This is a genomic window from uncultured Winogradskyella sp. (assembly GCF_947498345.1).
Lineage (GTDB): Bacteria > Bacteroidota > Bacteroidia > Flavobacteriales > Flavobacteriaceae > Winogradskyella.
Genome location: NZ_CANMJY010000004.1, coordinates 100,652 through 122,383 on the forward strand (window position 1 = coordinate 100,652; position 21,732 = coordinate 122,383).

General features: G+C 31.4%; 28 protein-coding genes. 12 read left to right on the forward strand and 16 right to left on the reverse strand.

From position 1 onward, the window contains the following. Positions 1–40 precede the first annotated feature (40 nt). The 4 genes from hisA to Q0912_RS06885 are packed head-to-tail and all read left to right on the forward strand — an operon-like array spanning position 41 to position 2,957. A complete protein-coding gene (hisA, locus tag Q0912_RS06870) occupies positions 41–784 on the forward strand; it encodes a 1-(5-phosphoribosyl)-5-[(5-phosphoribosylamino)methylideneamino]imidazole-4-carboxamide isomerase (protein ID WP_299113383.1) in 744 nt (247 codons plus the stop codon). 2 nt (positions 785–786) lie between these two features. Further along, a complete protein-coding gene (gene hisF / locus Q0912_RS06875; RefSeq protein ID WP_299113386.1) occupies positions 787–1,542 on the forward strand; it encodes an imidazole glycerol phosphate synthase subunit HisF in 756 nt (251 codons plus the stop codon). Then, positions 1,539–2,138 (forward strand): bifunctional phosphoribosyl-AMP cyclohydrolase/phosphoribosyl-ATP diphosphatase HisIE, encoded by a 600-nt coding sequence (gene hisIE, locus Q0912_RS06880; RefSeq protein WP_299113388.1) that lies wholly within the window; start codon positions 1,539–1,541, stop codon positions 2,136–2,138. The genes hisF and hisIE overlap by 4 nt, the downstream gene beginning before the upstream one ends. Positions 2,139–2,171: 33 nt before the next feature. After that, a complete protein-coding gene (locus Q0912_RS06885) occupies positions 2,172–2,957 on the forward strand; it encodes a tRNA pseudouridine(38-40) synthase TruA (protein WP_299113391.1) in 786 nt (261 codons plus the stop codon). Between the two features lie 55 nt (positions 2,958–3,012). Here Q0912_RS06885 and Q0912_RS06890 read toward each other — a convergent pair whose 3' ends face one another. After that, entirely contained in the window at positions 3,013–3,447 is a 435-nt protein-coding gene (locus Q0912_RS06890; protein ID WP_299113392.1) for a hypothetical protein, read from the reverse strand. A 162-nt stretch (positions 3,448–3,609) separates the two neighbouring features. After that, the gene (locus tag Q0912_RS06895; RefSeq protein ID WP_299113394.1) at positions 3,610–3,831 is read right to left on the reverse strand and encodes a hypothetical protein; all 222 of its coding nucleotides are present in this window, start codon (positions 3,829–3,831) and stop codon (positions 3,610–3,612) included. A 168-nt stretch (positions 3,832–3,999) separates the two neighbouring features. Between Q0912_RS06895 and Q0912_RS06900 the strand changes: the two genes are divergently transcribed. Continuing rightward, on the forward strand, positions 4,000–4,677 hold the full coding sequence (locus Q0912_RS06900; protein ID WP_299113396.1) for a DUF2461 domain-containing protein: 678 nt from the start codon (positions 4,000–4,002) through the stop codon (positions 4,675–4,677). Between the two features lie 51 nt (positions 4,678–4,728). Here the strand turns inward: Q0912_RS06900 and Q0912_RS06905 are convergent, their stop codons facing one another. The 3 genes from Q0912_RS06905 to Q0912_RS06915 form a co-directional block, all read right to left on the reverse strand. Continuing rightward, positions 4,729–5,478 (reverse strand): glucose 1-dehydrogenase, encoded by a 750-nt coding sequence (locus tag Q0912_RS06905; protein WP_299113398.1) that lies wholly within the window; start codon positions 5,476–5,478, stop codon positions 4,729–4,731. A gap of 48 nt (positions 5,479–5,526) precedes the next feature. After that, positions 5,527–6,108 (reverse strand): TetR/AcrR family transcriptional regulator, encoded by a 582-nt coding sequence (locus Q0912_RS06910; RefSeq protein ID WP_299113400.1) that lies wholly within the window; start codon positions 6,106–6,108, stop codon positions 5,527–5,529. Between the two features lie 80 nt (positions 6,109–6,188). Next, on the reverse strand, positions 6,189–6,605 hold the full coding sequence (locus Q0912_RS06915) for a glyoxalase (RefSeq protein WP_299113402.1): 417 nt from the start codon (positions 6,603–6,605) through the stop codon (positions 6,189–6,191). Between the two features lie 181 nt (positions 6,606–6,786). Here Q0912_RS06915 and Q0912_RS06920 point away from each other — a divergent pair, with 181 nt between their 5' ends. Both Q0912_RS06920 and Q0912_RS06925 read left to right on the forward strand, forming a co-directional pair. Beyond that, positions 6,787–7,680 (forward strand): DUF72 domain-containing protein, encoded by an 894-nt coding sequence (locus Q0912_RS06920; RefSeq protein ID WP_299113404.1) that lies wholly within the window; start codon positions 6,787–6,789, stop codon positions 7,678–7,680. 32 nt (positions 7,681–7,712) lie between these two features. After that, positions 7,713–8,108: a hotdog domain-containing protein gene (locus tag Q0912_RS06925; RefSeq protein WP_299113406.1), complete on the forward strand. Its 396-nt coding sequence runs from the start codon at positions 7,713–7,715 to the stop codon at positions 8,106–8,108. Here Q0912_RS06925 and Q0912_RS06930 read toward each other — a convergent pair. Together Q0912_RS06930 and Q0912_RS06935 are read right to left on the reverse strand one after the other, a co-directional pair. Next, positions 8,105–9,343 (reverse strand): mechanosensitive ion channel domain-containing protein, encoded by a 1,239-nt coding sequence (locus Q0912_RS06930; RefSeq protein WP_299113408.1) that lies wholly within the window; start codon positions 9,341–9,343, stop codon positions 8,105–8,107. The genes Q0912_RS06925 and Q0912_RS06930 overlap by 4 nt on opposite strands. Next, positions 9,336–9,620, reverse strand: coding sequence for a DUF3817 domain-containing protein (locus Q0912_RS06935; protein WP_299113729.1), 285 nt, complete (start codon positions 9,618–9,620; stop codon positions 9,336–9,338). The genes Q0912_RS06930 and Q0912_RS06935 overlap by 8 nt, the downstream gene beginning before the upstream one ends. Before the next feature lie 145 nt (positions 9,621–9,765). On the opposite strand from Q0912_RS06935, the gene Q0912_RS06940 reads away from it, so the two are divergent. Continuing rightward, entirely contained in the window at positions 9,766–10,230 is a 465-nt protein-coding gene (locus Q0912_RS06940) for a hypothetical protein (RefSeq protein WP_299113410.1), read from the forward strand. A gap of 33 nt (positions 10,231–10,263) precedes the next feature. On the opposite strand, the gene Q0912_RS06945 is transcribed toward Q0912_RS06940, so the two are convergent. After that, complete coding sequence (locus Q0912_RS06945) at positions 10,264–11,499, reverse strand: hypothetical protein (RefSeq protein ID WP_299113412.1); 1,236 nt, start codon at positions 11,497–11,499, stop codon at positions 10,264–10,266. A gap of 117 nt (positions 11,500–11,616) precedes the next feature. Here Q0912_RS06945 and Q0912_RS06950 point away from each other — a divergent pair, with 117 nt between their 5' ends. From Q0912_RS06950 to Q0912_RS06960, 3 genes are all read left to right on the forward strand, one after another. Next, positions 11,617–12,732 (forward strand): hypothetical protein, encoded by a 1,116-nt coding sequence (locus Q0912_RS06950; protein WP_299113414.1) that lies wholly within the window; start codon positions 11,617–11,619, stop codon positions 12,730–12,732. A 181-nt stretch (positions 12,733–12,913) separates the two neighbouring features. Then, a complete protein-coding gene (locus Q0912_RS06955; protein ID WP_299113416.1) occupies positions 12,914–13,369 on the forward strand; it encodes a cold shock domain-containing protein in 456 nt (151 codons plus the stop codon). A gap of 262 nt (positions 13,370–13,631) precedes the next feature. After that, positions 13,632–14,066, forward strand: a complete 435-nt coding sequence (locus tag Q0912_RS06960) for a hypothetical protein (protein WP_299113418.1) — start codon at positions 13,632–13,634, stop codon at positions 14,064–14,066. Here Q0912_RS06960 and Q0912_RS06965 read toward each other — a convergent pair. From Q0912_RS06965 to Q0912_RS06985, 5 genes are read right to left on the reverse strand one after another with little or no spacing between them, the layout of a single operon-like run. Next, complete coding sequence (locus tag Q0912_RS06965) at positions 14,056–15,234, reverse strand: RsmD family RNA methyltransferase (RefSeq protein WP_299113420.1); 1,179 nt, start codon at positions 15,232–15,234, stop codon at positions 14,056–14,058. The two genes, Q0912_RS06960 and Q0912_RS06965, sit on opposite strands and share 11 nt — an antisense overlap. Before the next feature lie 7 nt (positions 15,235–15,241). Continuing rightward, positions 15,242–16,330 (reverse strand): AI-2E family transporter, encoded by a 1,089-nt coding sequence (locus tag Q0912_RS06970; RefSeq protein ID WP_299113422.1) that lies wholly within the window; start codon positions 16,328–16,330, stop codon positions 15,242–15,244. 25 nt (positions 16,331–16,355) lie between these two features. Further along, positions 16,356–16,859, reverse strand: a complete 504-nt coding sequence (locus Q0912_RS06975) for a TrmH family RNA methyltransferase (protein WP_299113424.1) — start codon at positions 16,857–16,859, stop codon at positions 16,356–16,358. Positions 16,860–16,911: 52 nt separating this feature from the next. After that, on the reverse strand, positions 16,912–17,244 hold the full coding sequence (locus tag Q0912_RS06980) for a hypothetical protein (RefSeq protein WP_299113426.1): 333 nt from the start codon (positions 17,242–17,244) through the stop codon (positions 16,912–16,914). Positions 17,245–17,254: 10 nt separating this feature from the next. Then, positions 17,255–17,875 (reverse strand): DUF4159 domain-containing protein, encoded by a 621-nt coding sequence (locus Q0912_RS06985; RefSeq protein ID WP_299113731.1) that lies wholly within the window; start codon positions 17,873–17,875, stop codon positions 17,255–17,257. 76 nt (positions 17,876–17,951) lie between these two features. Here Q0912_RS06985 and Q0912_RS06990 point away from each other — a divergent pair, with 76 nt between their 5' ends. Next, positions 17,952–18,677 (forward strand): DUF1223 domain-containing protein, encoded by a 726-nt coding sequence (locus Q0912_RS06990; protein WP_299113428.1) that lies wholly within the window; start codon positions 17,952–17,954, stop codon positions 18,675–18,677. On the opposite strand, the gene Q0912_RS06995 is transcribed toward Q0912_RS06990, so the two are convergent. The 3 genes from Q0912_RS06995 to tsaD all read right to left on the reverse strand — a co-directional run bounded on the left by Q0912_RS06995 (position 18,678) and on the right by tsaD (position 21,589). Next, entirely contained in the window at positions 18,678–19,382 is a 705-nt protein-coding gene (locus Q0912_RS06995) for a 16S rRNA (uracil(1498)-N(3))-methyltransferase (protein ID WP_299113430.1), read from the reverse strand. Then, positions 19,382–20,011, reverse strand: a complete 630-nt coding sequence (locus Q0912_RS07000; protein ID WP_299113431.1) for a peptidylprolyl isomerase — start codon at positions 20,009–20,011, stop codon at positions 19,382–19,384. Before Q0912_RS07000 ends, Q0912_RS06995 begins: the two co-directional genes overlap by 1 nt. A gap of 555 nt (positions 20,012–20,566) precedes the next feature. Next, positions 20,567–21,589: a tRNA (adenosine(37)-N6)-threonylcarbamoyltransferase complex transferase subunit TsaD gene (tsaD, locus tag Q0912_RS07005; protein ID WP_299113432.1), complete on the reverse strand. Its 1,023-nt coding sequence runs from the start codon at positions 21,587–21,589 to the stop codon at positions 20,567–20,569. Positions 21,590–21,732: the final 143 nt, after the last annotated feature.

Genomic DNA, 21,732 nt, shown 5'->3' on the forward strand with positions numbered 1-21,732 from the left:
ATATTAATTAAAAGAGATTCCCACTTTCGTGGGCAATGTTATGAGAATAATACCTGCCATAGATATCATAGATGGAAAGTGCGTAAGACTAACCAAAGGAGATTATGATACAAAAAAGATATATAACGAAAATCCACTAGAGGTAGCTAAAGAATTTGAAGCGTCTGGTATAGAATATTTGCATCTTGTAGATTTAGATGGCGCTAAGGCTAAGCATATTGTAAACTATAGGGTTTTAGAAACTATAGCTGCAAAGACAAATTTAAAAATTGATTTTGGTGGAGGTTTAAAATCTAACGAAGATTTAAATATTGCATTTAATAGTGGCGCAAGACAGATAACAGGTGGTAGTATTGCAGTGAGTGACAGAGAGACTTTCGAAAGTTGGTTGTCAAAATACGGGCCACAAAAAATAATTTTAGGCGCCGATAGTAATGACGGTAAAATTGCTATAAACGGTTGGCAAGACAATAGCAAAGAAGAAGTTGTTTCGTTTGTAAAAAACTATCAAAGGAAGCATGTACAGTATGTGATTTGTACAGACATTACAAAAGATGGTATGCTAAAAGGCCCATCAATTGAGCTTTACAAAACGATTATAAATACCTGTAGTAATAAAAGTGGAGCACAGTCCATAAAGCTTATTGCATCAGGTGGAGTTTCCGATATTAAAGACCTGCAAGATTTAAAAGCTATTGGTTGTGAGGGAGCTATAGTTGGAAAAGCCATTTATGAGAATAAAATAAGTTTAAGAGCTTTAGAAAAATTTATAGTCAATAATTAATTATGCTAACAAAACGAATTGTTCCCTGCTTGGATATTAAAAATGGACGTACGGTGAAAGGTGTCAACTTTGTTGATTTACGTGATGCTGGTGACCCAGTAGTTTTAGCCAAACAATATGCAGAATTAGGAGCAGATGAACTGGTCTTTTTAGATATAGCTGCAACTCTTGAGAATAGAAAAACTATGCACGATATGGTTTTAAAAGTGGCAGAACAGGTTAATATCCCATTCACTGTAGGTGGAGGAATTTCTTCTGTTGATGATGTTGATGATTTATTGCACTGCGGAGCAGATAAAGTATCTATAAACTCTTCAGCTGTGAAGCGTCCAGAACTCATTAACGAACTTTCTAAAAAATTTGGGAGTCAGTGTGTCGTCGTCGCTATTGATGCAAAACAAATAGATGACGAATGGTTTGTACATTTAGCAGGAGGAACTATTCCAACAGATATTAAATTATTTGATTGGGCAAAAGAAGTTGAAGAAAGAGGAGCTGGAGAAATTCTATTTACCTCTATGAATCACGATGGGACTAAGGCTGGTTTTGCCAATGTGGCTTTAGCTAAGCTTTCAGAATTGGTTAATATTCCGATAATTGCTTCAGGTGGTGCAGGAACGATTCAGCATTTTATTGATACATTTAAAGATGGTAAAGCAGATGCTGCCTTGGCCGCTAGTGTTTTTCACTTCGGAGAAATACCAATATTAGAATTAAAAAAAGAGTTACAAAAGCAGAATATAGAAGTACGGTTATGAATATAGATTTCAATAAAAATTCGGATGGTTTAGTGCCAGCAATTATACAAGATATAAATACTAAGAATGTATTAATGCTGGGTTATATGAATGAAGAAGCCTTAGAAAAAACAAAAATATCGGGTTTAGTAACATTTTTTAGCCGCACTAAAAATAGATTATGGACCAAAGGTGAGGAAAGTGGTAATGTTCTTAATTTAGTTGACATTCAACTTGATTGTGATAAAGATACACTTTTGGTATCTGTAAATCCAAAAGGGCCAACATGCCATAAAGGAACGGATACATGCTGGAATGAGGGCAATATCCAATCTTTTGGATTTCTCTCAAAATTAGAAGATGTCATCTCTTCTAGAATTGAAAATACCGATGCACAAAAATCTTATGTAGCATCATTGTTTGCAAAAGGCATAAATAAAATTGCACAAAAGGTCGGCGAAGAAGCTGTAGAAGTAGTTATTGAAGCAAAAGATAATAATGATAATTTATTCCTTGAGGAAAGTGCGGATTTAATGTTTCATTATTTAATATTATTACAAGCTAAAGGCTTCAATCTAAATGATATTGTTAATGTATTAAAGGCAAGGGAAAAGTAGTTATATTGTAAGCGCAAAGCAAGACACTAATTAATGTTTGATAAACGTTTTTATTATCTTATAAAAATTCAATATTTAGGATATCGTTTTCATGGATGGCAAAAGCAACCCGATGTTAAAACCATTCACTTAATGATTGATAGAACTCTAAAGTATATTCTTGGCAATATTCGCTTTAAGACCCTAGGTGCTGGTAGAACAGATGCTATGGTTTCAGCAAATGAAGCTGCGTTGGAGTTGTTTATTTATAACGCCCCAATTAAAGACTTTGATGAATTTTTGGCACTTTTTAATCATAATTTGCCCCAAGACATTAGAGCACTGTCTATTAAGGAAGTTGATAATAAATTTAATATTATTCAAGATTCTAAATTGAAGGAGTATCATTATGTGTTTTCTCAAGGGCAAAAAAATCATCCTTTTTGTGCTCCAATTCTATCGACAATTTTAGAGCCTCTTAATGTTGAATTAATGAAGGAAGGAGCTAAATTATTTGAAGGCACTCACAACTTTAAAACCTATTGCTACAAAGCAACTGATAATGGGGAGTATTATAGAACTATAGAATCTTCTGAAATAGTAGATAATGCAATTTATACCGCGAATTTCTTTCCCGAAAAATCGTATATTTTTAAAGTAAAAGGCAAAGGTTTTATGCGTAATCAGATACGACTTATGTTTGGTTGTTTAATTAAATTGGGTAGAGGAGAGGTGACATTAGCTTATATTGAAGATACCTTAAAAGCAGATAGTGTAGAAGTGATGGATTATATTGCTCCAGCTTCTGGTCTAATTTTACATGCTGTAAATTTTGAATAAAAAAAGGAACCAGTTATAATTACTAATTCCTTTTTTAAAATTGGTTGGTTAATAGTTATTTTATCCAATTTTTAGTAATAGCATTTTTTGCAAACCAAACCAAAAATGCAGCAAATACAATAATAATGTAAGCCATTATTTTGTTTGCGCTAAAATCTACACCGTTTAAATCTGCGATAAATAAAAAATACACCATTTGTATGGTTGCAGCTAAAAAGGATAAGGTTAAAAGTAACTTTGCAATTTTTTTTCTAAACAAGAGCAACAAGCAACCTATTGCACCAGCGAAAACTGCAATAGCAAATAATGCTGTATACCAAGTGGGTAAATTAGTCATAACTTCAATTTGCTCAGTAGTATAAGCATCTGTAAATGCTTTAGTCTTGTATGCTTGACTAACGTAGCCATGCACACCTAGACTATTCCAAACTAGAGCTAATACGCTTACAATCCAAAACCAAATAGGTGGTTTGTTTAAAGAATTTGTCATAATAAAGTTGATTTAATTTAGTTAGTTTTTTGCAGAAAAAACTGCCATTTAGATTAACAATGTATAAAAAAAAAAATAAGAGTTAGTTTTTAGACCAACAGTAATACAATAAAAAAAGGCGAAAACTAAGTTTTCGCCTTTTTAAATTTCATTTATTTATAGTTATTCTACTACATGCAATTTTGGTTCTTTATCTACAAATTTACCGTTTATAGACTCACCTAAAATGATGACTTCTTTAGAACGCTCGTACATCTTTATTGCGCGATGCATCTGTAATTTAGTGCCACTGTATAGTTTAACACCTGATTTTGAACCTTTGTTACGGATTTCAATATAAAATCCATCTTTTAGTTTTGTTGGTCTTGTTGCTGGTCTACCCATAAAATTAGTGTGTGTTTTAAAAGTTGTGCATAATACTGAAAATTCTATCACTACGCAAGTTTATTTTTAACTATTCTAAACAGAGTGTTTAAGAAGCCGAGGATTAACTCATTTTAACATAAAATAAAAAAGGTTTTTATATTTTTAGCTATTAAAAAAATCATAAAAATGAGCACAACCATACCAAAGGAAACCCTTACATTCTTTAAGAATTTAACCAAAAACAACGATAGAGATTGGTTTAATGCCCATAAACCAGAATTTAAAGCTATAGAAACTAAAGTGAAAAGTGCTTATAACCATTTAGGTGAATTAATAAATGCTCACGATCAAATAGAGAAAATTAAGATTTTTAGGATATATAGAGACGTCCGTTTTTCTAAAAACAAGCTACCTTACAAAACTCACTTTGGCGGTTCTTTTGCTCGTAAAAAACCAGAACTTAGAGGTGGCTATTACTTACATATTCAACCCAATAATGAATCATTTATAGCTACTGGTTTTTGGGAACCTAATAAAGAAGACCTTTTTAGAATAAGGAAAGAGTTTGAAATGGATGATAGCGAAATGCGAGCTATTTTGAATAATAAAAACTTTAAAACTACTTGGGGCGGATTCGTTGGAGATGAACTAAAAACTGCACCTAAAGGATTTGATAAAGTTCATCCTGCAATAGATCTAATACGTAGAAAGCAATATATATTTACTAAGAAATACACGGATAAAGAGGTTCTTGCAGAAGGTTTTCTTGATGATGTAAATGAAGCATTCAAACAAATTAGGCCTTATTTTGATTATATGAGTGATGTACTCACAACTAATCTCAATGGGGAGTCTTTGTTATAAATACTAAAGCCGAACATAGTGTTCGGCTTTTTAGTTTAGGTTCAGTATGTTTTAAATCTGACTTAATCCACCATCAACTTCTAATTCTACACCATTTATATAAGATGCATCATCAGAAGCTAAGAACAAGGCTGCATTGGCAATTTCTTCTGAGGTGCCAAAACGACCTAATGGTACAGATTCTGCAAATCCTTTACCCATTTCTTCAACAACATCTTGTGGTAAACCCATTTTACCATAAATAGGTGTGTCAATTGGTCCTGGGGCAATTGAATTAACTCTAATGCCTCTAGATTTAACTTCAGAAGTTAACACACGAGCATAAGCTCTCAGAGCCCCTTTACTGGCTGAGTATATGCTTAATCCATCAAACCCTTTTTGATGTACAATAGAGTTTGTAAATAGTATGGTTCCATTATCATTAATATGTGGTAAAGCTTCTTTTATTGCGATAATTGGCCCCTTTACATTGATATCAAATATTTGGTTGTAATGTTCTGCCGTTACTTCTGTTGTTGGAGTAGGAGGTGCAATACCAGCATTTAGAAATAAAATGTCAATTTTACCATAATGGTTTGTGGCTTGTTCAATTAGACTTTTATTGTCTTCATCCTTTGAAACATCTGCTACTACTGTTATAAAATCTCCTTCTAACGTTTTTGCAACTTCTTCCAGAGCTTCTTTTCGTCTTCCAGATAGTACTACTTTTGCATCTTCTTTTAGATATAGCTTAGCGGTAGCTAATCCTATTCCGCTGTTTGCACCTGTGATTACTGCAACTTTGTCTTTTAACTTATTCATAATGTGTTATTTTATTTGAAACAATCGTTTCAAATTAGATTAAAAAAATTATTTTAAATTTTGCAAAGTTGTATTAATTAAACCTTGCAATTGATCTTTGTCATTTACCAAAATACCTGTCATTCTGAAACCTTGCATTGACGAAAATAAATATAGGGCATATTCTTGCTTAGACTTGCTTTTATTAATGCTTTCACCCTTCTGTCCTTTTTCAATTAAATCTTCGAGAAGCTCTATTGTACCTTTTTGGTTGTTCAATAAAAAATTTTGAATTGCCATATTCTGATTGGCCATTTCAGATTTGCAATTAACAATAAGACACCCTTTGGTTTTAGTATCACTCAGCGTTTCTTTTAAATACATATTAAATAAAGATTTAATAGCATTTATAGGACTGTTAGATGCTAATAACACTTTAGAGATAATACGCTGGTACTTATTTTCGTATAGCTTTAAACATTCCAGATACAGATTATGTTTGCTCTCAAAAGAATTGTAAATACTCGACCTGTTAAGACCTGTAACATCTACTAAATCTTGCATTGAGGTGGCATTATAACCTTTAGTATGAAATACTTCCGTAGCCTGCTTTAGGACATTTTCTCTATTAAAAATTTCAGTTTTTGGCATTTTATTTGAAATGGACGTTTCAAAATTATATAATTTTTAATTACTTCAATGTTAAAAATTTTATAAATCTAATATTTTGCTTAGATAGCCTTTAATATCTGAGGTTTGATAAATACCTGAATATTGTTAATAAGCCGTTCTTTTACAATATTCATCATGCGCTTGTTTAAAGCAGAAGAGTTTTCGATATACAATTCATACTCCTCAATAGTAAATTGCCCTATAATCATGCCTTTAACAGAATTTCTAAATTTCATATCCTTATGAATAGCATTATCTATATAGTCTAACTGTTTTGGTAATGTTAGATCATAAAATACATTCTTTCTTTTGGTAATGTAATTTCTAAAAACTGCAATGAATAAATTGTGCTGCATTTTTATGATTGGACGTAAAGTCTTATTCTGAAATAATTCTTCAGAACTCATAGCATCATAAATTTTTGCAGAAGTTATAATTGGCCTAAGAGATAGTAGGTCTTCAGTGCGAGTTGCCATGGTGAAGTGATTAAGGATTAATTTGGAATTAAATTTAAAGATTACACCATAGCGTATGGTTGAAGCTCAAATATGTTGTTAACGGTCTTATTAACATTGGTGATTTTTTCATTCAAAAAACTTATGCATTTCAATTCTTATAATGTGCTTTAAACTATATCTTTGGTTAAAATAACAACACATGAAATTTGGAAGTGTAGATAATCCTGAAATCATAGATTTTACTTTGCCACCTGATCATCAGGATACTATTAAGGTATTAAAGAAAAACTCTGCTGACAAAACTAATGTTTTTGTTGGTTGTGCGAAATGGAATAGAGCAGATTTAAAGGGCTTTTATCCTAGAGGAACTAAGGATGAATTAGAATACTATTCGCGTCAGTTTAATTCTATTGAATTAAATGCCACATTTTATAGAATTTTTCCACCAGAGCAATTTGTGAAGTGGTATGATAAAACACCAGATAGTTTTAAGTTCTTCCCAAAGCTCAATCAAGAGATTAGTCACTGGAAGCGTTTAAATGATGATGTTGCACCTGTAGTTGACAATTACTTATATAGTGCTGTAAATCTAAAAGAAAAGTTAGGCTGCGTTTTTTTACAAATGCACAGTAACTTTGCTCCAAAGGATTTTGATCGTGTAATTAATTTTGTTGAAGGTTGGCCAAGGGAAATTCCTCTAGCTGTTGAGTTTAGGCATACCAATTGGTACAATGATAAAGCCATAGCTGAAGATTTATATCAGCTTTTAGAAGAGAATAATATCTCAAATATTATAGTAGATAGTGCTGGCAGACGCGATATTATGCATATGCGGTTAACCAACTCCAGAGCTTTTGTACGCTACGTTGGTGCTAACCATCAAAGTGATTATACACGTTTAGATGACTGGGTAGAGCGTTTAAAGGTTTGGAAAGATAATGGTATAAAAGATATTAACTTCTTTGTGCATCAAAATATTGAAAAAGAGTCGCCTTTACTTTCTGCTTACTTAATTAAGCAATTAAATTCTAAATTAGGGACTGATTTGAAGATTCCTAATGAAGATTCTGATAGGCAACAAACATTACTTTAAAAATTCTTATTGTTTATATTTAATTACTTTAAATGAGATTTCACACACGTAAATGGGTAAAACCCGAAGATTTAAATCCTAATGGCACTTTATTTGGCGGTCAACTATTAGCATGGATAGATGAAGAAGCTGCGCTTTATACCATTATTCAACTTGAAAATTCTAAGATTGTCACCAAATACATGTCAGAAATTAACTTTATGGCATCAGCCAAAAAAGGGGACATTGTAGAGATTGGTATAGAAGTTACTAAGTTTGGTAAATCGTCTATAACAATGAAGTGTGAAGCCAGAAATAAAATGACCAGAGAAACTATTCTTACTGTCGATAATATTATAATGGTAAATTTAGGCGAAGATGGTAAACCGAGACCGCATGGTAAAACCGAAGTTGAGTTTGTAAAAGACCGATTAGAAGGAAGAAACTAATCAGAATTTGCTACTGTAAGTTCGTATACTTCAAGATCAAAAAACTTTACTGAAGCCAGAACATGATCAAAAATATCTCCCATAATGTATTCGTAATTTTGCCAACGAATATCACTACTAAAAGTATAAATTTCCATAGGAATACCTTGAGGTGTTGGTTCTAACTGTCGTACCATTAATGTCATATTTTTATTGATAGCCGAGTGGTTTTCCATATAGGTTTGAAGATACTTTCTAAAAACACCAAAGTTGGTTAGATTACGACCATTGATTAAAACAGACTTATCAACTCCATTTTCAATATTATATGCTTTAATTTGGTTTGAGCTACTTTCTATATAATCAGAAACCAATTCAATGCTTTTAAAGCGTTCTACATCTGCATCATCTAGAAACTTTATAGTAGACGTTTTAATAATTACGGCACGTTTGATGCGTCTCCCACCAGAATTAGACATGCCTCGCCAATTCTTAAACGAATCAGAAATTAAAGCGTAAGTAGGTATGGTCGTTATAGTCTTATCCCAATTCTGTACTTTAACTGTAGCTAATGTAATTTCGATGACGTCACCATCTGCGCCAAATTTTTCAAAAGTAATCCAGTCTCCAATACGTACCATATCGTTTACGGCTACTTGTATACTGGCTACAAAACCTAATATGCTATCGCGAAAAACTAAAAGTATAACAGCAGATGCAGCACCTAATGAGGTGGCAAACTTCCAAAATGTAATGCCAGTCATTATAGCGAATATTGAAAAAACACCTAGAAGCCAGGCAAAAATCATAAATACCTGAATGTAACTATGAATAGGTTTATCCTTATATCTTGGCAGTGTTTTTAAATAATCTCTTACAGAGTGAAAAAAGCTTCTTAGAATACGAAGCGTAAGAAGTATTGCTATGACTTTTAAGGTTTTTTCTATAATATCTTCAGTATATGCAAAATCAGAAAAAACCTGAGGCACAAATTCAATCAGCAGAATCAAAGGGATAATATGGGCAACATTTCTAGGTAACTTATTCTTTATAAGAATATCGTCAAAACTGCTTTTAGTTCTTTTGGCGATTGCAGTAGAAAACCTCCAAAGCAATCGCTTAGTTATAAAATCTACAATAAACGCAATCACTACTAATGCTAATAGAAGTGCAAGCATATTAAGATACTCTGCAGTAGTTTCAGAAATGCCTTGTTCTATAAGTAAATCGTATATGTAGTGTCTTATATTAAGCATGGGATTTTTTTAAATATTTTTTATCGATATAGAATGTGCCAAACGGAATTACGGATGCAATTAATACTACCCATAAGGTTCTGGTAGACCATTTCATGTCTTTGCTTATTAGAATTGCTATTACTACATAGACCATAAATAAAATACCATGTGGCATACCAAGCATTCTCACATATTGTGGGTCGCCGCCAAAATACTTTATAGGTGTAGCAATAAATAACAAAAGAATATAAGACAAACCTTCTAATAAGGCAACAATTCTAAATGTAGGAAGCATTTTAGACATAAAAGATATTTTTTTGCAAAAGTACTTCAGAATTAAGGAATAGCCATGCGATTTTAACAGCTTTTAAAGACTATATCAAATTATTTTTGAAGTGTATTGAAAGAATAAATATTATCTTAGACCCAAAATAACGATAATGAAAAATTTAATTATACTAACATTTATCTTTAGCCTTTCTGCTTCAACCTTTGTGTCGGCACAATCTAAACCGACACAAAAGGAAACATTTCAAGGGACATATAATGCAATGAAAGCTTTAGTTAAATCTAAAAAGTTTAAATACGTAGGTGAAGTTGTTTTTGAAGGATTTGAAAGAGAGCGGTTAAATAATGAAGATGAATCTAATTGTTTAACTATTGAAGATTCTAAAGCTACTGGATTAATATTTGATTTGGGTGAAGATGATAGAGCCACACTAATTATGGATAAAATTATAAACTATAGCGTAAACTTTAATGATGATTTGCAAAATATATCAATTGCGTTTGCTGTTAATAAAATTAAAATTTTAATTGATATTAAACCAAATGGTAATGCTTTCTTAACTATTAAAAATGGTATTAAGGATATTACACAAATGGGGAAGTTACAGGCACTTTAATTTGTAGAATATAATTACCAACCAGCAATTTGTTTAAAGCGCAATTGTTTGGTTGGTTTTTTTATTTAATAGCGTAACATTTTCAACAGTACCTATTCCAAGAAATTTATATCTAACACCAGCAATCTCACCAATAGATTCTTCGTAGGTTTTTGTAAATACTTTACGGCCTTCAAAAAATACATTTACCTGTTTATTAATACATTCTATTGTTATAGTTTTAAAATCGGTTAATTCTATTGCAAGGGAAGACAAATCTTCGGTTTTACCATCTAAATCTTTATCGCTCAGCATTCCTCTTAATTCAGACGAGCAGCCAATAAGGGATAAAGGAATTATTAAAGCACTCTTTGTTCCTACGACTATAACTGAAGTACTTTGACATACAGCCCATTTGTCGTTATAGATGCTTTTAATTTCTGCACTTAAACTAAAATTATCTCCAGAAAAACCTTCAAATTTATCAATATATTGAAATGTAGTTGTTAAGGGTGCTTTGCTACGCTTTACTTCCTCTTTAATAGCTTCAGAAAATTTTAACTCCTTTAGGTTGCTGATGTATTTTGGTATAGGCTTATAATCTATAGTTCCTAACCAGCCATTGGATTTTATAAATAAATCATGCTCTTTAAGGGTATTTCCATTAACTAGCAACTTTGCTCTAAAATATCCAGGATAATAGTAAATCCCTGTGGCCTGTTTTTGCTCTGAATTGATTTTAATGGTTTTGGTTGGATCCCAAAACTGTTGAATATAAATACTGTCAGAGTCTATATTGCTTATATCAAAATCAAAAACCACACTGTTAGGAATAGATGCAGTTACGCTATGGCTAATAAACTTAATTTGAGAAGAGTCTATTTCTTTGTTATAATGTTTAAAGGCAAAATTTAAAAAGAGTGCAGCAACCAAAAACACTAATCCTACTATTAAAGTTTTTGAGAGATTAAAACGAATTGATTTTTTTGGGTGTAACGTTACATTTTTGGTTAGGGTCAAACTTGTTTTAAAATCTCTCCAGTTTTTATATCCTATAAATTGCGAAAGTGTATTTAAAGTACTAATGCTTGGTGCATTGTTATAGTTTACTTTTCCCCAAATACGTTTTAAAGTAGTCGTACTAATTAATACGCCTGTTTTATTATAGATAGCTTCGCTCAATTCAGAAAAGACGTTGTTATGCCAATTCTCTGAGCTACCCCAATTAAGTTTTGCCTCAATTTTTTGAAGACACTTTTGTACTGTATCGTATTCAGGATATTTATTCATGTTAATGCAAAGGTTATAAAAAAAACAATTTGTACAACATTGAACACTTTTGAACGAACTTGTTTTCTATTCTAAAATAAGATTCAAAAGATTTATGGAATCTAAATATCTATCATCATGAAAAAAACATTCACAACGCTATTTTTGCCCCTATTTGTGTTAGCATTAAACGCACAGAAAGTAATTCCGCTAGATACTATGAATTGGGATATTAATGCCAAATCTTATGAGTTTGTAGATTTTAAAGGGAAAAAAGCTATCCTTATAGATCAAGGTGTACTTGTTCTAAAAGACAAAAACTTCTTAAATGGAATTATTGAGTTTGATATGTTTCTGCCAGAAGAACGGACCTATCCTGGTGTGTTTTTTAGAGCAGACAAAAACTTCTTAAATGGAGAACAATGGTTTGTTAGAACGCACTTGTCTGGTCTAGAAGATTGTAACCAGGCAGCACCTGCAACCAACGGAATTACACCTTTTCAATTTTATTTTGGATCTAAATATTCTTTTGCTTACGATTATAAATATAATGATTGGACACATGTTAAAGTGGTGGTAAATGAAGATAAAGCTCAGGTGTATTTAGATTATTCTGAGACACCGAATTTGTCATGGAAATTATTTAATAAGCCAAAAGCCGGCGGAATACTAATAAGAGGTAGTAGACTTCCTATCCATATTGCAGACATTAAAATTGATGAAGACAACTACCAATTAAAAGACTTTAAACCAATTGAAAATAAACAAATAGAAGGGCTTATTCAATCCTGGGAAATTTCAGATAAGTTTAAAGAGTCTGAATTAGATACAATAGATAATGTGAAAAATGTTATTTCAAAAAGAACCTGGGGTCATACCATTTTTGTTGAAGAAGGTGTAGCAGCAAATATCTCAAGAAAAGTTGTGAGATATGACGATCAGCCAAAATTGAATACCGTTTTTGCAAAGCTGACAATTAATTCTGAAAAAGAACAAACAAAGTTTTTTGATTTTGGCTATAGTGATAGAGTTGTAGTTATTTTAAACGGTAAACCAGTGTATAAAGGAACAAATAGGTGGCGAACAAGAGATTATAGATATTTAGGTACTATAGGTTTATTTGATGGTGTATACTTAAACCTAAAAAAGGGTGAAAATGTATTATTGATGGCAGTTTCAGAAGATTTTGGTGGATGGTTAATAACAGGCAAATTTAAAGACTCCAGTGGATTAACAATCAATAATAAAAATTGAAACAGGATTTTGCTATTATTCTCTTATCTTTGTTTTAAGTTTATTGAAGATAACTACACTTATAATCCTTTCCTTGGATTATGTTTTTAGGTTGTAATTCCATTCATTGTTAAGTTAATTAACTTGTTTGCTTTATTATTATTTTCATAGGCAAGCATTTATTTTAATTTTAAAACAACTCATGGGTAGATCACAACAAACATTCAGTAAAAGCGAAAAAGAAAAAAAGAGATTAAAGAAAAGAGAAGATAAGCGTAAGAAGATGGAGGCGCGTAAACTTGAAAAAGAAGAAAATGGTTCGGCAGGCATTCCCATGGCTTATGTAGACCATAATGGAAATCTTACTGATACACCACCAGATCCATCAACGAAGATAAAAGTTAAAGCTAAGAATATTGTGCTTGGTGTTCCTCAAAAAGAGGATAGTGATGAGGAATTTGATCCGGTTAGAAAAGGTAAAGTCTCATTTTACGATAGCTCAAAAGGTTTTGGTTTTATTATCGATACAGAAACTAACGAAAAACATTTTACTCATGTTAGTGGTATCATTGATGAGATTATTGAAAATGACAAAGTCACTTTCGAACTCGAAAAAGGTCAACGAGGTATGAATGCTGTAAAAGTAAAAAAGGTCTAAAAAGCAAACTCAGAGTACTAGAAAATGCCATTATCTTATATTGATAATGGCATTTTTGTTTTATTACTATTAAGTTATATGTCTAAATATAAGTTCAGTTACAAAAGGATTACGCTAAGTATATAGATATGATGTACGACATTGAATATGTATTTCGTCGAATTTTTAAGTCTTTTTATCGATAATTGATTTAGATTTTATATGTTTGACCTCCCAAATTGATAGAAAAGGTTAATTCTTTTTCTTATAAAAACATAAACCAATGAAAGACCTACTCAAGTTTGTGCACATAATGTGCTTCGTTTTTTTGATTAGTAGTTGTACATCTGATTCAATACAAAATACTACTAATACAAATGATTCACTTGTGCAATCACAATCTATGCAACCTCAGTTTAATGATCCATGCATTGATCAAAATCCAGTTACAAGAGTTATTAATAATGGAACTACAGCTTTTGATTTTCAAGTTATTGACAGCGAAGGTGTTATATTAGTTGATATTCCTAATATACCTCCAAGTACAACGACATCTTGGGCAAATTTTGCTGAAGGTGAAGTTCTTTTTTCTGTTTCAAACAATGCAGCATTAGTCAATGATGATAAAATACTGCTTCAGATGGACGCATGCATGGCTTATGAAATAGAGATTGATGGAAATAATGAAATTGTATCGTATACACCAACTATACTTTAGTACAAATCACTATAACTTTAGAATTATCATTAATTGTTGTAAAAAATAAATAGATATTCCCTCCATCTTTTATTTTTAGTTTTTTTCTGATATCACTGACAGATAAGGGGAAATTTCTTGTCGTTACATTAGCTTTAATGATTTTTTCTTTAACAAAGATTTTTTTGTTGAAAGCAATAGTCTTTTCAATTTTAAAACGTCTTCCAGGGAAATCTATTAGGTGCTCAGAAGTATATAAATGTGAATGTTTATGTAATTTCGAAATATTGAGTTGATTACCAATAGAGGTAAATGCACCAGCTTTTAAAATAGCAGCATTGGGTTCGTATAGATAGGTGAGTGGCATAGAATACTCAATTTTGGCATTCTGCTCCTCATCATAGAGAAATTCAAATACTTGCTGACTGGATTTAGAAATGTTTACAGTCTTAATTCTAAAATCCCATTTAGAATTGCGATCTAAAATCCATAGTAATTCTTTTACCTCATTGTTTACAGCTACAATATGTAACGCTTTAACATGTTGTAAATCATTTTTTGTGGCTTTAATATCTAACAATGGAGATGTCTTAACCATCGCATGCTTAGCATACTTTAAAAAGACCACTTGAAGAGTTTTTACATTTGGTGTGCAATCTGATAGCATAAACACCTTTTTCTTAGTATGATCTCGACGTGAAGGATCAATATAAATCCAATCAAATGTTTGGTCTATACGGTTTAAAGCATCAATACCACTTTCGTTAAAACAGTCTATGTTAGAAACATTTAAAGCTTTATAATTGTGTTTTGCAATTTGTGATAGTGCAGAATTAATCTCGCAATGCACTACAGAATCTATACTTTTTGAAAAAAAATAAGCATCTACACCAAATCCACCTGTAAGGTCGATTAAGGATTTACCGGAAACTAAATTTGTTTTATATCTCGCTGTAGTTTCTGAAGAAGTTTGCTCTATGTTTAATTTATTAGGGTAGTATATGTTTTTTTCGCTAAACCAGGTTGGCAATTTTTTTTCGCAAGATTTTTTAGCTTCAATTTGCTCAATGATATCTTTAGGATCTATATAGTTAAAAGGAATCCCTTTTAATAGTAAACTCGCGATGTCAGTCTTAAGATTAGAATTTATAAATTCTTGAATTTCAATATTTAAAATTGAAGTATTCAAATGTGTATTATAAACCTTTTGTGAGTTTACCCACAACTTTATATTCAGATAAAAACTCTTTTAAAACCACTTTAATTGCTGTGTAAACAGGGATGGCTACTATCATTCCTATAATACCAAATAAAATACCAGCAATTATAATAACTAAGAAAATTTCTAGAGGGTGTGACTTTACACTCTTAGAAAATATAAATGGTTGACTAAAGAAATTGTCTACCAATTGAGCGATAATGAAGCCTATCATTACATAGGTGGTTTTTGGTAAAATAACTTCACTAAAACTTTCCCCCAAATTGCTAGACATACTTAGTAAAAGCATTAAAAAACCACTAACTAACGGTCCAACATATGGTACCAGATTTAATAAAGCACATAAAAAAGCAATAACTACAGCATTATCAATTCCAAAAATTAGTAGTACAATGGTGTAGATAATAAACAGAATTAATATTTGAAATATTAGACCAACAAAATAACGCGACAATAGATCTTTTATCTTAGTGAAGGAACGCTTTGTGCGCTTTTCATTCCCACTTGGTATAAACGTTAAAAGACCATCTTCAAATAAACGACTGTCTTTAAGAAAGAAAAAAGAAATGAACAAGACCGAAAACAGACCTATACTAAAGCTTCCTAAGCCACTGATTAAGCCATTAAAAAAGTTGGGAATCATTGAGAAATCTAGCTTAGATAATAAGTTAGAATCCTTTATAGATTGCTCTACATCAATATTTTTGAATTCAAAATATGTTAAAATCTCATTGTAAAGATTTTCAACATTGGTTTCTAATTGTTGAAGGTCTAAAAGTGATAACTTCTGGCCTTGATCTGTTATTAACGGAATAAACATACCAATTAATCCTACTAATAAACCTATAAATACAACCATAGTAACCACTACAGCAATCGTATTATTGAATTTTAATTTGCGCCTTAAAAACAAAACAATTGGCCTTCCAATTAACGAAATCACTGCAGCGACAGTAATATAAACAATAACAGATTGTATTTTATATAGAAAAAAGAGCACTAATACAATGGCTAGTAAAATACCTATTGCCCTTAAAATACCGTTTGCTATTATTTTTGAATTCATGGTTTAAATATAACTAAATTCTTATTTAAGAGTTAAGTTGTTTTACAATTTCATATAAGGTAATACTTGTAGCCTGTACTACATTCATACTACTATTGTTACCATACATGTTTATATGTACAATGGCATCAGATTGCTTAAGAATAGTTTCTGAAACGCCAAAACTTTCATCACCAAAAATTAATACTATTGGTCGACTTGTATCGATTTTAAAACCCGTAAGTTCTATGCTGTTTTCTGTAATTTCTAAAGCGATAACGTAATGATTATTGGTTTTTAATTTTTCTATAACCTCATTGATATCAGCTTCAACTTTATAGTTAACATAGCGTTCTGTAGAACGCGATGTTTTGGTCATACGCTTTCCTAGTGGAATATCATCACCACAAAAAATAAGTTCTGTAATACCAAAAGCATCAGCTATACGAAACAAGCTCCCGATATTTGGTGCATTACTTATATTATCACATACTAAAGTAATAGGGTTTTTTCGTTTTTTAAAATTGGAAGTATAGTGGGTGAGCTGCATTTATCTCTCTGGAAGAATATAATATAATTTATGTGGCTAGGCATTTAGTCATCTATTTTACCATAGTTCGATTAAACATACTTGACTTTTTTTTCATTTCTGTAAAAAACCAAATTGGTATAGAAAAGGTGAGTGTTGAAATATAACCAAAATCCCACAGCAAAACTGTGGCAATGGCAGCAAGTACAAAACCTATTATTACAAATGTATAATCATCATCGGCATATAATCTATTGATGTGTTTTTTTGTAAAATTTCCACAATGTTTACAACGTTCATTAAATTCGTTCGAACCCCTTTCCATCAGTAAACCGTGTCTGTCTTTTGCTTTAGTTTTAATAGTATTGTCTTTTTTGCAAGAACTGCAACGGTAACTTAGTTTCATGTATTAGTTTTTAATTCTCAAAAGCATACTTTACAATGTTCGCCCCCATTTTTAGAGCTTTCTCTCTCACTTCTTCTGGGTCATTATGTACTTCCTGGTCTTCCCAGCCGTCACCTAAGTCGCTTTCAAAAGTAAAGAGTACTACGAGTCTGCCTTCATGAAAAATACCAAAAGCCTGTGGTGCTTTACCATCGTGCTCGTGTATTTTTGGTAAGCCGTTTGGAAAATTATATACAGCACTGAAAATTTTGTGATTCTTCGGAATTTCTTTCAGCTCGTTATTTGGAAAAACTTTTTTTAGTTCTTTAGTAATGTATGGTTCCATACCATAATTGTCATCGATATGTAGAAAACCTCCAGAGATCAAATAATTTCTTAGATTATCAGCAGCATCATCTTCAAAGAAAACATTACCATGACCTGTCATATGCAACAGAGGAAACTGAAAAATATCTGTACTACCAACTTCTACAGTCTGAATGTTTTCATTAATATTAGTATCAATATTGTCATTACAATACTTTACCAAATTTGGTAGCGCTGTTGGGTTACTATACCAATCTCCACCACCTTTATATTTTAACACAGCAACATCTTGAGCAGCAAGAAAGCTAGTTGTTAAACTCATCATAATTCCTAAGAGTAGTGTAAGTGGGCGTATATTTTTCGACTTAGATATCATAATGTAAATTTAAAAAAGAAATTCTATGAAATCTGCACTATTAACATTATTTATAATACCGATTCTTTTCTTTTCTTCATTAATTGATAAGCCTCTTGAGTCCAGAAATGTAGTTGTGTTAGAATTATTTACTTCGCAAGGTTGTTCTAGTTGTCCACCAGCAGATAAATATTTAAACGACGTTAAGAGTGATAAGGTTATTGCGCTATCATATCATGTAGATTATTGGAATTATATAGGTTGGAAAGACCCATTTAGTAAATCTGTATATACTGAGAAGCAACGTTTATATGGTGCTAAGTTTAATAGTCGTACGATTTATACACCTCAATTGATCATTAACGGAAGTGAGCATATTGTCGGTTCTGACAAGCGTCTTGTTAATCAAAAAATAAAGGAATACTCAAAAAAGGACAATGCTAATAGTATTTTATTGTCTGAAGTTTTACAATCTGAAAGCCTAATAAAGTTCAATTACAATATTGAAGGAGATGTAGACGATAAATATATACGAACTATTTTGGTAATCAATCAACGAAAGACTTATGTGAAACGTGGAGAAAATAGAAATAAAGAGCTTATAAATACTAATATCGTTGTCAATGAGCAGCGCTTTAAGCTTGAAAAACCTATAGGTAAAGGTTCAGTGATAATACCTGAGATTGTTAAATCTTCGGACGATTTATCTTTAATAATTGTCATTGAAAATACGGCTTTAGATATAACAACAGCAGCACAAAAAGCTTTGTAGTTATTCGTTGATGAATGCTACGGAATGACAAGCCACTATAGCTGCAGTTTCTGTTCTAAGTCTTGTATTGCCCAATGTTACAGGAATAAAGTTAGTAGCTAGGGCTATTTTAATTTCATTACTACTAAAATCCCCCTCAGGACCAATTAAAATGATAATATCTTTATTGGTTTTAAGTTGAGTTTTTAAAGATTTTCGGTCGGTGTCTTCACAATGCGCTATAAATTTATGACCAAAAACTTCTTGTTTAATAAACTCTTTAAATGCAACAGGTGGATTCAGTTTAGGTAAATAGCACTGTAGGGATTGTTTCATTGCTGCTTGAAGAATCTTTTCAAAGCGTTCTTTTTTTATAACTTTACGTTCACTATTATCACAGATTATTGGTGTGATTTCTTCAATACCAATCTCAGTTGCCTTTTCTAAAAACCATTCGTAACGGTCATTCATTTTAGTAGGTGCAACCGCTAAATGCAGATTGTATTTCCGTTTAGGTTGTAAACTTTGCGAGATGATATTAACTGTGCAATGCTTCATATCAGCTTGTATTAATTGAGCTTTAAATAAATGACCTTTTCCGTTGGTAATATGTAATTGGTCACCAATGCTTTTACGGAGTACTTTTACGATGTGCCGACTTTCGTCTTTATCAAAGTTAAACCTTGTATCGTTTTCGGTAATATTTGGGTTATAGAATAGTTGCATTACTTAACAGCTTCTGTATATTTTAAAACTGTTATTTCTTCAATAGGCTTAGGGTCAAAGGTCTTTAAGACTATATAATACCAGTTTTTGTCAGCAATGTCTAAAGTAAAGATATCATTGGTTTTATGATGCTTCACTGCGTCTTCAAATTGAGGATGCATTTGTCCTTCAGGAAACCAACCTAAATCACCACCGCGTTTGGCATTAAGATCCATGGAATGTAGTTTAGCTAATGCATCAAATTTATAACCTTCATTGTATTGATTTAGTATTTTATTTCTTTTATCATTAATCTCGTTGAGTGTCATTTTATTGCCATCAAAATAGATATAGCTTACTCTATAATGCAGTACTTTGTTTTTGTCAATAATCTTATAATATGTTTTCTTATAATCTGTCTTTACGATTTGCTTTCCACCTTTTGAGAGCCTAAAAAGATCGTCAGCCAAACGTGTTTTGTGCTTTTCTTTATTAAAAGTAAAGAGTTTACTTTTATTCACTTTTTTATGAGTTTTTGCGAATGTTTTGGCTTCTTCTGTTGTAGTTATAGAATCTAGCTCCTGCTCTAAAGATTCTTGAGATAAACTGATGATTGGAAAAAATAATAACAGTATTAATAATCGTTTCATTTTTTATAGAGATTGATTGTGTCACAAAACAACTAAATTTTAAAATGTAATAGGAGTAATATAGTTTAGCTTATTAACAGATGTTTTAACAATTTCGGTTTTTTTTCGAGTAATGTTTAAATAGACTTATAAAAATATTTAAAATGAAAAATAATTGGGCAATTAATCCGATTAAAACCAAAGTTGTAATTAAAATATTGGATTTAGATGTATCGTCAAATAAAGGGAATTCAGATTTATAGAATCTATTTAATAAACAATATCCGATAAAATATGCAGGAATTACCAACAAACTAAGTATTATATGTATTAGAGAGAGGTCTATTTAGAGCAATGTTTGATTTTGAAAACATACAATATACAAACCCTAAAATCAAATAAAATAAACACAAAACAATGGTAATATGCCAATAAGAAATAACATAAAAGGTGTCATGTACATTTATATCTAAAACTGAGTCTCCAATTTTTGCTAAAACTATATATCTATAAATTAAAATAACCAGTGAAGTAAACCATAAGTAGTAATAAGGTTTTGAAAGATGTTTTTTCATATCATATCTTCAATCTAGCTGTTGCTATCACATCAAAACCTGAGAAATCTTTATTTAAATATTTTAAATAACCAACAATGCCAATCATAGCAGCATTGTCTGTAGTGTATTCAAATTTTGGAATATAAGTCGTCCAACCATGTTTGCGCTCGGCTTCTTTTAATGCTTTTCTAATACCAGAATTTGCAGAAACGCCTCCACCAATAGCAATATGTTTAATACCAGTTTGTTTTACAGCTAGTTTTAGTTTGTCCATCAAAATACCAATAATTGTATATTGAATTGAGGCACAAATGTCATTTAAATGTTCTTCAATAAAGTTTGGATTGGCTTTGGTTTCGCGTTGTACAAAATAGAGAATTCCTGTTTTTAATCCAGAAAAACTAAAATTAAGATCATCAACTTTGGGCTTGGTAAATTTATAAGCCTTAGGGTTGCCTAACTGAGCACGTCGATCAATCTCTGGACCTGCAGGATAGCCAAGACCTAATACTTTGCCACTTTTATCATAAGCTTCACCAACGGCATCATCAATAGTTTCTCCTAAGACTTCCATTTCAAAATGATGACTCACTTTTACAATTTGTGTATGTCCACCAGAGATGGTCATAGCTAAAAATGGGAAAGGAGGCTTTTTATGTTCGTCTTCATCAATAAAATGAGCCAGAATATGAGCTTGCATATGATTTACATCAATCAAAGGTATATCTAGCCCATAGGCTAAAGATTTTGCAAACGAAGTACCAACTAAAAGAGAACCCATTAAACCTGGTCCCCGAGTAAAAGCAATAGCACTTAATTGTTCTTTAGTAATACCAGCTTTTTCTATTGCTTGATGCACTACAGGAACTATGTTTTGCTGATGTGCTCTTGAGGCTAATTCTGGGACGACTCCTCCAAATTCTGCGTGTATTTTTTGGTCAGCTACAACATTGCTTAAAATTCTATCGTTACATAATACAGCAGCCGAAGTATCATCGCAAGAGGATTCAATACCAAGGATATAAATATTTTCTTTTTCCATAGTCGATGATGGCACTATAATTGTTAATTTTACAGGATATAATCCAATACCTTATGAAACAACGTATTATTACATGCAAAGGTAGTGAAGATTTCATCAATTTTTAAGCGTTAATCTTATCAAAAAAGTACTCAAAATAATAA

Excerpts from the sequence above, each read along its gene's own strand:
- Q0912_RS06910 (WP_299113400.1), bottom strand. The coding sequence starts at position 6,108 with ATGCCAAAAACTGAAATTTTTAATAGAGAAAATGTCCTAAAGCAGGCT.
- Q0912_RS06900 (WP_299113396.1), top strand. The coding sequence starts at position 4,000 with ATGAGCACAACCATACCAAAGGAAACCCTTACATTCTTTAAGAATTTA.
- Q0912_RS06975 (WP_299113424.1), bottom strand. The coding sequence starts at position 16,859 with ATGCAGCTCACCCACTATACTTCCAATTTTAAAAAACGAAAAAACCCT.
- Q0912_RS06980 (WP_299113426.1), bottom strand. The coding sequence starts at position 17,244 with ATGAAACTAAGTTACCGTTGCAGTTCTTGCAAAAAAGACAATACTATT.
- Q0912_RS06950 (WP_299113414.1), top strand. The coding sequence starts at position 11,617 with ATGAAAAAAACATTCACAACGCTATTTTTGCCCCTATTTGTGTTAGCA.
- Q0912_RS06985 (WP_299113731.1), bottom strand. The coding sequence starts at position 17,875 with ATGATGAGTTTAACAACTAGCTTTCTTGCTGCTCAAGATGTTGCTGTG.
- Q0912_RS06960 (WP_299113418.1), top strand. The coding sequence starts at position 13,632 with ATGAAAGACCTACTCAAGTTTGTGCACATAATGTGCTTCGTTTTTTTG.
- Q0912_RS06970 (WP_299113422.1), bottom strand. The coding sequence starts at position 16,330 with ATGAATTCAAAAATAATAGCAAACGGTATTTTAAGGGCAATAGGTATT.
- hisA (WP_299113383.1), top strand. The coding sequence starts at position 41 with ATGAGAATAATACCTGCCATAGATATCATAGATGGAAAGTGCGTAAGA.
- Q0912_RS06920 (WP_299113404.1), top strand. The coding sequence starts at position 6,787 with ATGAAATTTGGAAGTGTAGATAATCCTGAAATCATAGATTTTACTTTG.
- Q0912_RS06915 (WP_299113402.1), bottom strand. The coding sequence starts at position 6,605 with ATGGCAACTCGCACTGAAGACCTACTATCTCTTAGGCCAATTATAACT.
- Q0912_RS06905 (WP_299113398.1), bottom strand. The coding sequence starts at position 5,478 with ATGAATAAGTTAAAAGACAAAGTTGCAGTAATCACAGGTGCAAACAGC.
- Q0912_RS06955 (WP_299113416.1), top strand. The coding sequence starts at position 12,914 with ATGGGTAGATCACAACAAACATTCAGTAAAAGCGAAAAAGAAAAAAAG.
- Q0912_RS06995 (WP_299113430.1), bottom strand. The coding sequence starts at position 19,382 with ATGCAACTATTCTATAACCCAAATATTACCGAAAACGATACAAGGTTT.
- hisF (WP_299113386.1), top strand. The coding sequence starts at position 787 with ATGCTAACAAAACGAATTGTTCCCTGCTTGGATATTAAAAATGGACGT.
- Q0912_RS06945 (WP_299113412.1), bottom strand. The coding sequence starts at position 11,499 with ATGAATAAATATCCTGAATACGATACAGTACAAAAGTGTCTTCAAAAA.
- Q0912_RS06930 (WP_299113408.1), bottom strand. The coding sequence starts at position 9,343 with ATGCTTAATATAAGACACTACATATACGATTTACTTATAGAACAAGGC.
- Q0912_RS06940 (WP_299113410.1), top strand. The coding sequence starts at position 9,766 with ATGAAAAATTTAATTATACTAACATTTATCTTTAGCCTTTCTGCTTCA.
- Q0912_RS06935 (WP_299113729.1), bottom strand. The coding sequence starts at position 9,620 with ATGCTTCCTACATTTAGAATTGTTGCCTTATTAGAAGGTTTGTCTTAT.
- Q0912_RS06890 (WP_299113392.1), bottom strand. The coding sequence starts at position 3,447 with ATGACAAATTCTTTAAACAAACCACCTATTTGGTTTTGGATTGTAAGC.
- hisIE (WP_299113388.1), top strand. The coding sequence starts at position 1,539 with ATGAATATAGATTTCAATAAAAATTCGGATGGTTTAGTGCCAGCAATT.
- tsaD (WP_299113432.1), bottom strand. The coding sequence starts at position 21,589 with ATGGAAAAAGAAAATATTTATATCCTTGGTATTGAATCCTCTTGCGAT.
- Q0912_RS06885 (WP_299113391.1), top strand. The coding sequence starts at position 2,172 with ATGTTTGATAAACGTTTTTATTATCTTATAAAAATTCAATATTTAGGA.
- Q0912_RS07000 (WP_299113431.1), bottom strand. The coding sequence starts at position 20,011 with ATGAAACGATTATTAATACTGTTATTATTTTTTCCAATCATCAGTTTA.
- Q0912_RS06925 (WP_299113406.1), top strand. The coding sequence starts at position 7,713 with ATGAGATTTCACACACGTAAATGGGTAAAACCCGAAGATTTAAATCCT.
- Q0912_RS06895 (WP_299113394.1), bottom strand. The coding sequence starts at position 3,831 with ATGGGTAGACCAGCAACAAGACCAACAAAACTAAAAGATGGATTTTAT.
- Q0912_RS06990 (WP_299113428.1), top strand. The coding sequence starts at position 17,952 with ATGAAATCTGCACTATTAACATTATTTATAATACCGATTCTTTTCTTT.